Consider the following 14,244-nt stretch of genomic DNA (forward strand, 5'->3'; position numbering starts at 1 on the left):
TCAGGCTGACATCGCCCTGCGCGGCCAGCGTCGCGTTCAGGTTCTGGATGTTGGATGCGGTGATCGTCAGCGTCTGGCCGGCGGCGACGGTGCTGGGGGTCTGTTGCCAGGCGAGGGATTCCACGCGGGGATTGCTGTCGTCCGGGCAGTCCGGCGCGCCTGCCACGCAGCCGGGCGTGGTGGTGATCTTGCTGTCGTGGACGCCCTTGTTGGTGAACGTGCCCGGCGTCTTGATGGCGACCTTGCCCGCTGCGACCAGGTCGCCGGCATTGATCAGGTCGCCGGTGCCGGTGAGCGTCAGGTTGCCGCCCGCGACAATCTGGCCGGCCTTGCCGAGCTGGGTGCTGACGGTGGTTTGGCCGGGCGTGGGCGCTGATGCCCCCGTAGCGGTTTGACCTAGCGCGACCGGCGACCATGGCGGTGGTGCGGTACAGCTGTCGCAGGCGCTCATGCTCGGCGGGACGCCGTAGACCAGCGGCCCGGGTCCTTCGGTATTGCCTGTCGTCAGTGCCGCAAGCTGCGCCATGAAGGCCGAGAGCTCGGCCTGGTTCACCGACTCCGCAACGCTGTTGATCAGCGTCGCGGAGCGGCTGTTGTCCAGGCTGCCAACATTGAGCGTAACGTTCTTGCCCGCCGACATCATGCCGCCCTTGTTCGAGAGCGAGGCGGTATTGATGTCGAGGTTCCCGCCGCTGATGATCTGGCCGGCGCTCCCGTCGGTTTGCGCCACTACCGTATGGTCGACGGTGGGGATGCCGCCGATACTGCGGACGTTTCCGGGCGTCAGGAGGGAGGGCGGCACCCTGGCCGCACCCAGAGCCGCCGGGATCAGGTGCCACAGGTTTTGTCCAAACTGCTGGTCCCCGTTCGAGGGAATGATCTCCGCGCCACGGACCAGCAGTACGGAGCCGTCGGGATTGCGCACGACGTCGGCCAGCGTGATATTGGAGATGGCGCCAGGTACATAGGCGGAGCAGCTGTCGCAAGACCCCCCTGGCAACCAGGGCGAATAGCTGCCGAGGATGGTCGAGTTGAGCAGGCCATCGTTGACCACCTTGGTGGAGGAACTGCCCGCATCGACGGGGGCCGTGCGGTCATTGATGACCGCGCCTGCGGCGATATGCAGGTTGCCGTTGGCCCCGATGACACTGCCGATATTGTTGAGCGTGCCGGAGATGTCGACCTTGATGTCGCCACCGGCCTGGGTGGTGCCACCACGGTTGTCATAGTCGCCGCCGGTGACGCTCAGATTGCCCAGTGCCTCGGCGGTGCCCTTGTTGGCCACGTTGCCGCCCAGCGCCAGATTGCCGTTGGCGTGCACGGTGCCGGTGTTCGTCAAGGCGCCGGCGGACAGCGAGAGATTGCTGCCGCCCACAATCTGCCCGGCATTGGTGAGCGTGCCGCCTGTGGCCAGGGTCAGGTCGCCGGATTTCTGGATCGTGCCGGTGTTCGTGATGCCCTGGCTGGCATTGAGCACCGCGCTGCCGCCTGGCACGTTCCATGTGCCGGTGTTGTTGATGGCCCGCGCGGCGAGGGTCAGGATGGCGTTGGCGTTCAGCGTGCCGGTGGTGGCCGCCGACGGGTCGAACACCTGGTACGGCGTATTTACCGTCAGGTTGTTGCCCGCCAGGATCTGGCCCGCGGCGTTGTTGAAGCTGCCGTTGCCACCGGTGACGCTCAGCGTCAGGTCGCCCACCGTGGGCGCCTGTCCGGTGAGATCGCCGGCGAAGAGGGTGCCGCCCTGGTTGCCGGTGAGCGCGCCGCTCGTCACCGCGAGGCTCTTGGCGCCTGCGATCAGGCCCAGGGCATTGTCCAGGGTATACGCCGCCGTCACGTTCACGGTCTGGCCGCCGACGGTGCCGCGGTTGACCAGGCTGGTGGCATCCAGGCTGACCTGGTTGCCGGCGAGCGTGCCGGTATTGCTGACGGCGCCGCCGTTGACCGTGAGCTGCTGCGTGGCAATCGTCGCACCGCTGTTGGCAATCGACTGGCCGCCCAGGGTCATATTGGCGGCGGTGGTGTCGCCGGTCAGGACGAGGCTGCGGGTGGCGGCCGCGTCGAGCGTGCCGGTGACGGCGTTGCCCCGGGTTGCGCCGGAACCTGCCGCCGGGCCGACCTGGATATCCGTGCCGCGCAGGGTGGCGTTGCCGCCCACCCAGGTGAGCTGGCCCGCCTTGAGCGTTTGTCCGGCCGTGGCCGCCAGGTCGCCGCCGGCCAGGACGCTGCCGCCCAGGGTGAGGTTCTGTCCCGCATTGACGGTGGCATTGCCCACGCTGGAGAGTGTGCCACTCACGGTGGCCGAGCCAGCGGCAGCCTGGATCGTGGCGTTGCCGCCGCTGGCCAGGCTGCCGGCCACGTTGGCGTTCTGCCCGGCCGAGATGGCCGCATCGCCATCGCTGGTGAGCGCGCCGTTGATCGCGGCGCTGCCGGCGGCGGCGGTAATGGTGGTCTTGCCCGCGCTCTGGGCCTGGCCACCCACCGTGACGTCCTGCGCGGCGGTGAGCGAGAGGTCGGCATTGCTGCCGATCTGCCCGCTGGTGGTGATGCTCCCGCTGCGCGCGGTAACGCTCGCCGGGCCGGTGGCGAGCACCTGGCCACCGAGATTGGCATCTGTGCCCGCGGAGATGGCAAGCGTGCCGGGCGACACGATATTGCCGGTGGTGGTGACGCTGCCGGTGACGCCGGTGAGCGACACATTGCCGCCGGTGCTGCCCGCCATGCCGTTGATGGTCAGATTGCGCTGGGTCGACAGGTCCAGCGTGGCAGCCGAGACCGCGCTGCCGTCGATGGTGGTGTCGCGCGCGGCGTTGAGTTGGATCGCGCCCGGCGCGGTGACATCACCGCGCAGATGCATATCGCCACGGCCATCGTTGCCGGCGGCCGAGATGGCGATCCGGGATCCACTGACCGCACCGCCCACATCCACGCTGCCGCCGGCGGCCACGCCCACGGCATCCTGCGCCTGGATGCCACCGGTGCCGCTGATCGAGCCGCCTGCGGAAACCGCCACGGCCTTGCCCGCGTTCAGCGTGCCGCCCAGTGTCGCGTCCTGCCCGGCGTTGATGCTGAATCCGGCCTCGCTATGGCCATTGCCCGACGCTGCGACGGAACCGGCGGCATTGAGCGCCACCGCCTGCTTGGCGTAGGTACTGCCGACCTTCAGGTTACCGGCGGAGTCGAGCGTCAGATTGTTGGCCGACGCGGCGAGATTGCCGTCGGCGCGCACGCCAAGGCCGGCGGCGGTGCTGACGATCTGGATCTGGCCGGCGGTCATGGCACCGAAAGCGGTGGCGTCGATCGCCAGGCCGCTGCCGGCACTGGTGTTGCTAGCCGCGTTGTTCGCACCGCTGGCGGTGGTGGCAAAGGCGCCGCCGGATGGCGCAGCGGAGGGCGTGACCAACTGGCGCCCGGCCACCAGATTGATCTGGTTACCCGCATGGAGTGCCGCATCAATGCCGATCGACTCGGCGATCAGGTTGATGTTGCCGACCGTGCCCTCGATGCCCACGCCGTTGGGGTTCCCCGGCGACGGATTGGCGATCTGTACGCGCCCGCCCTGCACGAGGAAGCCAGCGGCGGTGGCGGCATCGAAGCTGCTGGATGTCCCGGTGCCAGACAGGAACTGCGGCACGCCGGTGGTGAGCGTCACCTGCGTCGTGTTGGTGAAGCTCGCGCCGTTGGTATAGACCCCGCCCGGCGCGGCGATCACGACCCCGGCCGGAACCCCGAACACTTCGATGGTGCCGTTGACCTGGGCGGGCACCTGGCTGGTGACCTGGTTGATGATCAGGCCCGCCGGGCCAGAGATGGCGAGATTGGCGTTGGCGCCAACCTGGCCGCCGAGGAAGGTGCCGCCACCCGTGGTGCTGTTATTGAGGATCAGGCCGATCGGATCGACCACGAAGCTCCGGTACTGGTTGAGCGAAATGCCAGCCGCGTTGGGCGTGGTGATGCCCACCACGGGCACGCCGCCGGCCGGCGCGCCCGGTCCGCTGTGGTGCCGATCGACGGGGTGAAACGCACCGGCGCGTTGGGGTCGGTGATGGGCGCGGCATGGGCCGCCGCAGGGCCAAAGCTGACCGTCACCGGCAGGTGCGCCACCGCCCAGCGCAACAGGCTTTGCCGCGCGGCACCGGACTGGATCGCAAAGCTGGCCGGATCCGTGGCGCCCGCCGCCAACGCCCCCGCCGCCTGCCTGGCTTGCTGCAAGGACACCTGCAGCGGCGCAAGCCAGGTCGTGATGGCCACCACGCCGGCCAGCGCACGCACCCACACGCTGCGACGCCCACGCTCCGCCATGGAGATGCCGGACGAGGAATCGGAATCGGGTTGTGCGTTGCCCTGAGGCAGAGACGCTTGTTTCACGCGGTGCATGGTGCTTCCTGGCAGTGCTTCGAGCTGATGTCTTCGGGCTTGAGGTCGTCGGGCTTGAGGTCGTCGGGCTTGATGTCTTCGGGCCTGTTGCGTCGGCGGGCGTTGCGGCCGCCTTACTGCGTGATCTTTGCCTTGCCCAGCAACTGCGTGACCAGCGCGGTCGTGGTCCGCTCAAGTGCCTGCGCCTGCAGCGCTTGCTGGATGCCGGGCTTGACGGTGTCATAGGCAGGGACAAGGGTCGCGCGCACTTCGTCGACCTTGACCAGGAAGCGGCGGTTGTTCCAGGCAATGGGGGTGGCGCTCACCGTGCCAGCCGGCAGGGTGGACAGCGCCTGCGCGAGGGGCAAGGGCAGATTCTGGGTCTGGCCCTCCTGCGCCGGCACCTTGAAGCTGAGCCAGTCCATCGCGCCACCGCTGGCCTTGGACGGCGCGAGGCTGACCTGCTGCGCCACCTTGGCGAAGTCCTCGCCGGCCTTGATGCGCGCCAGCGCAGCAGCGGCGGCGGCATCGTCGGCGACCTCGATCAGGCGCGCCTTGTACTCCTTGTCGCCCAGGCTCGACACGATGGCGTTGTAGCGCGCGCGCACCTGTTCCTCGGTGACCGGCGCGGGCTTGATATGGTCCTTGAGCCAGGCCTGCGTCAGGATGGCGTCCTTCGCATCGCGCAGGGCCTGCTGCACATCGGGGCGGGCTTCGAGCCCCTTGGCCTTGGCCGCCTCCTGGCGGAACAGCTCGCGCGCGATCAGCTGCTGCTTGATGGCGTTGCGCGTGGCGTCGTTGTCGGGGAGCTGTGCCTGCTGCATGGCACGGGTGATCTGGTCATCGGGGATGGCCACGCCGTTCACCGAAGCGGCAAGAACGGGTTGCAGGCTGAAGGCCAATGCGGTGGTAGCGATAAGGCGAAAGATCCGGGATTGCATGTTCGTTTCCTTTGAAATCGGATAGCGGAGCCTGGCGTTCCGCCAGGCGGATTCAAGCCGCACTCAATAAGTCCAGTTAAGGGTGGCCAACAGAAGCGGCGCCTTTGTGCCCAGATAGCTGGGCTGCGCGAGCGGCACGCCAACCAGCAGTTCGCTGGTGAAGGTTTGTTTGGCCCATTGCGCCGAGAGGCGGATACCGGCGCCGGTGCCAGCCACCGCTTGCCAGCGGCGGGTCGCAACCGATTGGGTCTGGCCGCCGTCCAGGAACAGGTATGGCTCCATGCGGATGCCGGCCAGCGCCGGCACGTTGGCCCACACCATCTCATTGCGCAGGTACGCGCCGCGGTCGCCAGCGATGGCGCCTTCGCGGAAACCGCGCACGGTGCTGACGCCGCCCGCGTAGATCTGCTCGGAGCCGAACAGCGCCACGTTGGCCCACTGCCCGACGAGCTGCGCACGCCAGGCCAGCAGTGCGGTGTCGAAGGCCCGCGGCAACGGCAGTTGCAGGGCCGCGTTGGCATCGAGCTTGGTGAATTGCGCATGCGCCTCGTCGGAGCGGATATCGGCGGGGTCGCGGGTTGCATTGATCAGCCGCAATCCGCGCGACACGCCAACCTCGGCCGTGGCATACCCCTGCTGGTCGTTGGCGGCAAAGCGCCGCAATCCGTTCCAGGCCGCGCGCAACACGGTGAGCCGCTGCGGATCCAGCTCCAGGTTGTTGATCTCGCGCTCGCTCTTGCGATAGGTGAGGGTCAGGTCGAAGGCTTGCCGCCCGCTCCTGTCGCGGGTGAGGACCCGGTTCCAGCCCAGCGTGTGGCCAAAGGTGCGGCCGTACAGCAGCGCGGTATCGCCAATGGCGGTCTGGTACTCGGAGAGCGAGCCGGTATAGCTGAAAGTGTTGTAGCCGAACGGCGCCGCCGCCGAGAGCACCGCCGCATTGGTATCGCGCGTGCCCACATAGCTGGCGGAAACCGCTTCCTGGAAACCCAAGGCGTTGTCGGCATCGATGCCCAGCCGGGTGCGCGAGATGCCGGTGGTCCGGCTGCCATAGTTGTCCACGCCGGCATTGAAGCGGAAACGGTCGCCGGGCTGGTTGGCCAGCGCCACTACCGAGCCGCCCGGCGTCTGCCCGGGCAGTATCTGCAGCTCGGCCCGGTTGCGGCGCAAGCGGTTGACCTGGTCGACCCCTTGCTCCAGATCCTGCAGGCGCAAGGTGTCGCCCGGCGCGGGGAATTGCCAGCCGGTGCCAGCGTCCGTCAGCAGCCCGCCGCCCACGGTATCGAACCATCCGCTATCTCCGCTATCTCCGCTATCTCCGCTATCTCCGCTATCTCCGCTATCTCCGCTGCCTGCGCTGCCGCTCGGGCGGATGACGCGCCCGTTGAGGCTGACCGACTCGACCGTGCCCGGCACCACGGTGACGATCAACACGCCGGAGGCGAGATTCTGCTCGCCCAGGTAAGCGCGCGTGGTGATAAAGCCCCGCGCCACAAAGGCTTCGGTAAAGCGCCGCAGCAACAGGTTGATGCGATTGGTCCCCAATGGCTTGCCGGCGAACGGCGCCGTGATGGCGCCAATCTCGCCGTCGGACAGCACGGTATTGCCGATCACCTGGATACGCTGGATCGCAAACGTGGCGGACGTCTCGGGCACCGTTTCGATCGGCATATCGGCTGGCAGTACCTGCGGGCTCTCGATCCGGGCCGGCGGCTGCGTGGCCTCACGCTCGAGCTCGCGCTGGCGCTGCTCGCGCAACAGGCGCTGCGCCGGGTCTTCCGGTGTGAGCTGGGGCAATGGCGGAGGCACCGGCAGCGGCAATGGCGGCACCTGGGCCTGCAGGGAACCGGCTGCCAGAATTGCCAGGATTGCCAGGGCGATAACGGACGGCCGCAGCCGCATATCGCCCCGCATCATTGCCACCACCATGAGGGCAGGCCAAGGTGGTTCTCGACGGTAACCGGAACGCGCTGGCGAGGACGCGTGACGGTGGTGCCGCCCGCAATGGCCACATCCCCGTCGAAGCTGCCGCCGTCTATCAGGGCATTGCCAGTGACGCGGGTGCGCCCCGCCGCCATCCAGCTGCCGCCGATGTCCGTCGCATAGAGCCTGGCCCAGGTGTCGCCAAAGAATGCCTTGAAGCCTCGGTCGCGCGCGATCGCGGAATAGCCGGTGACGCCGGTGGCATAGGTGACCGGCGCATTGACCGTCAAGTCGCCCAGCGCCAGCACGCGCCCGCCCACGTTCGCGGCCAGCTTGCCCGCCTGGATGTCGATGCTGCCGCCAGCGGACAACAAGCCGCCCGTCACGGTGGTGGTAGATGATGCCGAGGTGCGGCAGACGATCATGCAGTTGCGCGCATAGTGCGCGGCGCCACTGGTGATGCCTTCGGTGCGGAACGTGTCCGCCGCGCGCACCTTGATGTCGCCGTTGTTGGCGTAGATTTCCCCACCGGTGTTGATGACATTGCGCCCGGTGAGCGTGGTGCCCTTGTCGGAGAGCAGGTAGGCAATCTGCGCGGGCCGGTCCACCTGGCCATAGTCCACGTCGAAGCGCGCGCTGGTCTTGGTCAGCACCAGCCAGCGGTGACCGCTGCCGGCCCGGTAGCTCGGCTGCTCGCCGTTGGTCCCGGCTTGCTTGGTGATCTCGTTGCGCAAGTCGCCGCCAGCCGTCACGGCGAGATAGCCGTTCGATAGCATGCGACCGTAGCGGTTGACGACATCGCCGCCGGCCCGCACGGTCACGTCATCGCCAGCGCCGAAGAAGATGCCCAGATACTCCGGGGTCGAGGTATTGAGCACGCTGCCACCCGCCAGCACGGTGACGGCGCCGGCGGACTGCGCCTGCCCCGCGATACGCGACTGGCCCTGGATCAGCGCGCCCCGGCTGGTCAGCTCGCCATCGGACTGCAGCAGCACGCCACCCTTGGTGGCAACCAGCGTCGATTGCGCGGCGGCAGAGTCAAGCAACACCGAGCCCGCATGCAGCCGCACATCGGTGGCCGCCAGCACACTGCTGTCACGCTGGACGTAGCTGCCGGTGGCATCGATCGCCACGGCGGCGCCGGAGGCGCGTATGGCGGTGTCCTGCAACGCGAGATCGCGCGCCTGGATACTAGTGCCGGCCACGCCGTCAGCGTCGGTATCGGACAGCGTCGCCGTAGTTGCCTGGATGGTCAGCGTGCCATTGTGCGAAGCCAGCGCCGTGCGCTTGCCATCCTGCGTGGTCTGGAACCGCGACGCCGCAATGACGACGTTACCCGCGGCCGAGGCCTGCGTGCCAGCGAGCGAGATGCCCGCGCCAGCGTCGAGAAGCCCGATGCCGCCAGTGGCGCTCAGTACCGAGCCGGTCAGCTTCACGGCCTGGCTGTGTGCCTGGCCTGCTACACCGATCACCAGGTCTCCCGTTGTCTGGATGCCGGCTGCCAGCGTGGAGGCATTCAGGTCAACGCGGTCGGAAGTGGCCTGCAGATGCCGGCCGGCGTCCACGTCGCCAGTGCCGGTGAACCCGCCGGTGGCGATCAGGGCATCTTGCAAGGCCCGGATTTTCCCGGAGGCAAGTTGTAGATCGCCAGTGCCGGAGACGACAAAATCTCCGGAGGTGGCGTAGGCGCTGCCGGCATGCCGTACGCCAGCGCCCTGATCGGTAACAAGCAGCTCAATACGGCCTGAAACGAGGCTACCTGCGCCGGTGATGTCCACGGCAATGCCCTGGCGGCGAATGTCCTCGGGCGCCGTGTACTTGATCCAGTCAGTCCGGTTATCGGTGGCCGAAGGGCTCGTATTAACCTCCGCCGCGCTGGTTCCGGCAACCACCCGCAGATTGGCGGTGGGGTTGCTGTAACGGTTCTCGATCCTGCCGCCAATGCGAATCTGCTTGGCAATCAGCTCGAGTTGGAGCAATTCGCCCGACAGTCCTTCCGGGCCGATCTCAAGCAGGCCGCGACTGGTCTTGATGGTGATGTTGCTTTGCGCTGCCGGATTGTTGAGCGTTGTCAGGTCGACCTGCCCGGTGGTCAACGCCAGCTTGCCAATGTTCTGCACCGTCATGCCGTTCACGGTGATCCCGTTGGGATTGGCCAGAATGACATTGGCGCGGTTGCCCAGCACATTCAACGGCCCTTCGAGCAGGGAGGGGTTGGTACTGGTGACCTGGTTCAGGATGGTGCGGGCGAGCACCGCGCGGTTGTCGAGATCGACACCGGCGCGCGGGATATTGAAGTCCCGGTAGGTGTTGGTGGACACACCGCCGACCGCATTGGTGATGCCCACGGTGATGCGGCCATTGGCCCCCACCGTGACCGTGGGCGCGGTGGCGGTGGCGGTGCCATCGGGCACCACGCCGGCGCCAAGGCTAGTGCCCGTGAGCAAAAGCGCTCCCCAGGCCAGAGCGGAAAGGCGCGGCCCGTGTCGCCGCGCCATTGCGGTGACCGTCGTCCTCGCCTTGCCGCACAGGTTCTCTCCCATTCTTAGGGTGCGCGCAGACGAAATCGGATAAGACGATGCGTACGACGCTTCCAATGTTCAAAGAGGAAGCGCCACTGCGATTCTGTCGCGCTGGATTTTGACGCGACATTAGCAGAGGGAAATTGTCAAAAATTTGGGAAATTTCCTAATCTGCAGGTGTTTATTCGCTTCTGATGACTCGGAAAACGCATCGGTAAGTGGATTTAACAAAATTTTAACAATTTGGCCTACGACAGCGGTCATGCTTCAAGCAGATGTTAGTAAGACTGGATTCCGGGTCCCAACCGATCTTTCCGCAGGGCGCGACGATCGTTCGCTCCTGGACGGAGCGAGGGGAAGAAAGGTATCCATCTATAACGGCGGCCAGATAACGAGGATTCACCCTACGTTGGTAGGGCGGGGCGCGCGGGCTAATGACGAGAGGGATGCGGCCGAAAGAAGGCCACTCGCGAACTGGCGTTGAAGGCCGCAGTAACGCCCTCCGCGAAAATTGGACGGTGCTATTGCGTCGAGCGGATAGCGGATAGCGGATCACCGATGGCACGCTGCGCTCGGAAACATCGGCGGCCAGCTCACCAACCCAAGCGCCGAGCTGCGCCGCCCCGAACTGGCCGCCGACCCGGGCTCCAAAGGCGCTCCTGCCTCGCGGCAAGCCGGCCGATGCAGCCGCCGTTGCCCTCAACCCGCTTGCGGAGGATTTTGTTCGCAAGAACGAGCCAAAGTTCGTAGAATACCCCCACCCGCTAGCCTCGAACTGGGAGCGCAGCAATGGACGAAAGCCCGGCGACAGCCGATTTCAGCAATGCCGCAGAACTCCCAACCGGTCGCGCTCCCGCCGACCTGGCCGACGAGATGCTGGCGTTCGAGCAAGCCGTATTGCGGCTGATCACGCGCAATATGCCGCTCCCGGAGCTGCTCGCTTCGGTATGCCGCCGCGCGGAGGAGATGTTTGGCGAAGGCCCGTCATGCTCCATCCTCCTTCTCGATGACGACGGCACGCACACGAAATTTGGCGCGGCGCCTTCGTTGCCGGACGCGTTCAGCGCGGCGGTGGACGGGCTCGAAATCGGCCCCTGCGCCGGTTCATGCGGCACGGCAATGTTCGAGCGCCGCATGGTCGTGGTCGAGGATATCGCGACGGATCCATTGTGGGACGCCTATCGGCAGCTCGCATTGCCGATCGGGCTTCGCGCCTGCTGGTCGATCCCGTTCATGGACGATGCCGGCAAGGTGCTCGGGGCGTTTGCGGTCTATTACCGCGTGCCGCGCCGGCCAACCGCCAAGGAAGAGGCGATCCTCCGGAACATAGGGCAAAGCGTCGGCCTTGCCGTGCACCAGGATGCGATTGCGCAACGGCTTGCGCAGAGCGAGGAACACCATCGCCTCGTTGTCGATCTCCTGAGCGAAGGCATCCTCGTGCTGACGCCAAGCGGTGTCGTGCTGGCATGCAACCCAAGCGCGCAGCGCATGCTACGGTCGGCCACGTCGCTGGTTGGCAGCAATATCTATGGCAATGTCGTGCGGTCCTTTCATGACGACGGCTCCCCAATCGCCATCTCGGACCGGCCAACGTCGCGCGTGATAGAAACGGGCCAAGCGGTGCTTGGCCAAGTGATCGGGCATGAACTGACCAACGGCGAGATCATCTGGATCAACGAGAATGTAGTCCCGATCATCAAGCCAGGCGACACAACACCGGCCTCCCTGCTGGTCTCCTTTGTGGATATCGGGCCGGTGCGCGACGCCACCCAGCGCTTGAAGTATCTCGCGACGCGAGACTCCCTGACGGGCCTGTTCAATCGCAGCTATCTCGCCGACCGGATGACCGAATTGCTCGCGCCCGGCGACGAACATGCGCAAGACCCGCTGCGCGTCGCCATCCTCTATGTCGACCTGGACGGCTTCAAGATGGTCAACGATTCGGCCGGCCATGAAGCCGGCGACGTCCTGCTGCGCAGTGTCGCGCGGCGGCTGGCCGGATGTGTGCGCGAGGACGACACGCTCGCCCGCGTCGGCGGCGACGAGTTCGTAATCGTGATACGCGGCTATCGCGGCACGGAAGAGATCGCCGCACTGGCCACGCAGCTTCTGGACGTCTTCGCATTGCCGTTCACGGTAGGCGAGAACGAGTACTTCCTTGGTGCCTCCATTGGCATCAGCCTGTTTCCACAAGACGGCCGTGACGCGGCAACGCTGCTGCGCAATGCGGATTCCGCGATGTACTACGCCAAGCAGCTTGGACGCAACAGCTTCCAGTTCTTTACGGCGCCGCTTAACTTGCGCATGCAGCGCCGCTTTGCCCTGGAGCAATCGTTGAGGCGCGCGCTGACCGCCGGCGAGCTCAGCATCCTCTACCAACCCATCATGGACAGCCAGTGCGTGAATGCGGTTGGCGCGGAAGCACTCCTGCGATGGCACAGCGGCGAACTCGGTGACGTCTCGCCCGAGGAATTCATTCCGGTCGCGGAAGAGACAGGCATGATCGTAGCCATTGGCCAGTGGGTGCTGGAACGAGCCTGCGCGCAGGCAGCCGAATGGCGACGCACCATCGCACCGGATCTGTCGATTGCGGTGAACCTGTCCCCGCGCCAGATCAACGAGGGATTGGCGCAGATGGTCCAAAGCTGCCTTGCGCGCGCGGGGCTCGAGCCCGGTGCGCTGGAGCTGGAAATCACGGAAGGGCTCTTGATGATGGACAGCGAAGCGGTGATGCCGGCGCTGACATCGCTTACCGGTACCGGCGTGAGGATTTCCGTCGATGACTTCGGGACGGGGTACTCGTCGCTATCCTATCTCACGCGCTTCCCGCTTCATAATCTCAAGATCGATCGGTCATTCGTCGCCGGACTTCCGGAAAACCGCGATGCAACCGCGATTACCCACGCGGTCGTCGCGATGGCGCACTCGCTCGGCATGAGCGTAACGGCGGAGGGCGTCGAGACTCCGGAGCAGGCAGCCTATCTGCGCTCCCTAGGCTGTGAGAGACAGCAGGGTTTTCTATTCTGCCGGCCTGTTGAGCCTGTGGAATTTTCGCGCCGGCTGCGCGAGCTTGGTTCGGCGGCGGAGGCAAACTAAGCCACGCTTTCCCAAGACTGCGGTTCTCCGCGGGCTATTTGGGTCATCCGCTATCATGGCGTTTGCCCGTGATTTAGGGAACTCTCACAAGTGCGAACAATGGATATGCAGGCGTCAATCCTCACAGGGCGTACCTCCCAAATCAAGCAATGGGTACTTCGCCTATTGCTGCTTGCCGCAATCACGCTCTCCTTTGCCGCAGTAGCCCAGGAATTCCGGTCAGAAACGCAAGGCCGCATCGAATTCGCAAGCTTCACGCCAAAAACCATGTTCGATCTGGCGCGAGAGCGTCGCCAGAACTGGGCTGAACAGAAAGTCTGGGGCGATTTGTCCCTGCCAAAAAGTGGGGATGACAAAGTGCCCGCCATCGTCCTCATGCACGGTAGCGGAGGGGTCGAGGCCAGCATGGCGCAATGGGTGGAAGCTTTCAATGACATCGGCGTCGCGACCTTCGTTGTCCATGTCTTCGCGTCTCGCGGTGTCAAACGTACGGCTGAAGACCAGACTCTGGTGCCATATGCAGCAGACCTGATGGACGCGTTTCAAGCACTCCAACTGCTAGCAAGCCACCCGCGCATCGACGCCACGAGAATCGGCATCATGGGTTTTTCCCGAGGTGGTAGCGCCGCCTTCCAGGCGGCGGAGGAACCGCTTAGGCGTGCTGTCATAAAGAGCGACCTGAAGTTTGCGCTGCATATCCCGATGTACGCCGGATGCAACCAGGTCTATTGGTCAGCGCACCTTACGAAGGCACCCTTGCTCAATCTGGTCGGAGCGGAAGACGACTACAGCACTGCCGAACCCTGCGAACGGCTTGCCCAGCGCTATGCTGACGCTGGGGCGCAGGTTCGCACCATCAAGTATTCCGGTGCGGCCCATTCCTGGGATGCCACGTACAAAGAGTTCTATCTTCCTCAAGCGACATCCGGTGCCCCATGCGGCGTGTTGCGATGGGACATCGAGCCTTGGAGGATAACGGTGGAGCGCACGGGCGAAACCATCGACCCATCCAGGCTGAAGGAATTTTTCGCTGGGTGCGTCAGGCAAGGCGTACATGTCGGGCGAAACGAATCTGCTTACCGACAATCGCGCAACGATGTACTGGCATTTGTGCGGGGCGTTTTCGTTACCGGCAAGCGACCTTAAGTACCAGCGGATGGCTCCAGTTCCAGGCCCGCTTGGAGATATTCTGAAGGACAGCTTCGGGTTGCCAGCGCGCATCGCTTTCAGACCCCCACCTCCACCAACCGAGCCTTCAATCGCGGCCCGGCGAAATCAAGAAAAGCGCACAGCTTCAGCGGCAGGATTCCCTGTCCGGTGTGAACAAGGCTGATGGGCCACGGCGCCGGCTCGAATGGTTCGAGCACGATCTTGAGTGCACCGGCACGCAACGTGCTCGCCATCTGATACCA

General features: G+C 65.5%; 8 protein-coding genes. 2 read left to right on the forward strand and 6 right to left on the reverse strand.

Annotated features, from left to right (window positions below):
* The 5 genes from OR16_RS28145 to OR16_RS28160 form a co-directional block, all read right to left on the reverse strand.
* Positions 1–3,961, reverse strand: a 3,961-nt coding sequence (locus OR16_RS28145; protein WP_006161821.1) for a filamentous hemagglutinin N-terminal domain-containing protein, incomplete at its 3' end; no start/stop codon positions are given.
* Positions 3,880–4,365, reverse strand: a complete 486-nt coding sequence (locus OR16_RS46485) for a hypothetical protein (protein WP_237717260.1) — start codon at positions 4,363–4,365, stop codon at positions 3,880–3,882. The genes OR16_RS28145 and OR16_RS46485, both read right to left, overlap by 82 nt.
* Before the next feature lie 122 nt (positions 4,366–4,487).
* A complete protein-coding gene (locus tag OR16_RS28150) occupies positions 4,488–5,294 on the reverse strand; it encodes a peptidylprolyl isomerase (protein ID WP_006161824.1) in 807 nt (268 codons plus the stop codon).
* Positions 5,295–5,357: 63 nt separating this feature from the next.
* Positions 5,358–7,220, reverse strand: a complete 1,863-nt coding sequence (locus OR16_RS28155; RefSeq protein WP_006161826.1) for a ShlB/FhaC/HecB family hemolysin secretion/activation protein — start codon at positions 7,218–7,220, stop codon at positions 5,358–5,360.
* The gene (locus OR16_RS28160) at positions 7,205–9,661 is read right to left on the reverse strand and encodes a filamentous hemagglutinin N-terminal domain-containing protein (protein WP_006161827.1); all 2,457 of its coding nucleotides are present in this window, start codon (positions 9,659–9,661) and stop codon (positions 7,205–7,207) included. Before OR16_RS28160 ends, OR16_RS28155 begins: the two co-directional genes overlap by 16 nt.
* A gap of 864 nt (positions 9,662–10,525) precedes the next feature.
* Between OR16_RS28160 and OR16_RS28165 the strand changes: the two genes are divergently transcribed.
* Together OR16_RS28165 and OR16_RS28170 are read left to right on the forward strand one after the other, a co-directional pair.
* On the forward strand, positions 10,526–12,832 hold the full coding sequence (locus OR16_RS28165) for a putative bifunctional diguanylate cyclase/phosphodiesterase (protein ID WP_006161828.1): 2,307 nt from the start codon (positions 10,526–10,528) through the stop codon (positions 12,830–12,832).
* 99 nt (positions 12,833–12,931) lie between these two features.
* On the forward strand, positions 12,932–13,978 hold the full coding sequence (locus OR16_RS28170) for a dienelactone hydrolase family protein (RefSeq protein ID WP_006161829.1): 1,047 nt from the start codon (positions 12,932–12,934) through the stop codon (positions 13,976–13,978).
* Positions 13,979–14,058: 80 nt separating this feature from the next.
* Here the strand turns inward: OR16_RS28170 and OR16_RS47845 are convergent, their stop codons facing one another.
* Positions 14,059–14,235 carry a LysR family transcriptional regulator gene (locus OR16_RS47845; protein WP_337459877.1) on the reverse strand — a complete coding sequence of 59 codons (177 nt, stop codon included), beginning with the start codon at positions 14,233–14,235 and terminating at the stop codon, positions 14,059–14,061.
* Positions 14,236–14,244 lie beyond the last annotated feature (9 nt).

The organism is Cupriavidus basilensis OR16 (assembly GCF_000243095.1).
Lineage (GTDB): Bacteria > Pseudomonadota > Gammaproteobacteria > Burkholderiales > Burkholderiaceae > Cupriavidus > Cupriavidus basilensis_D.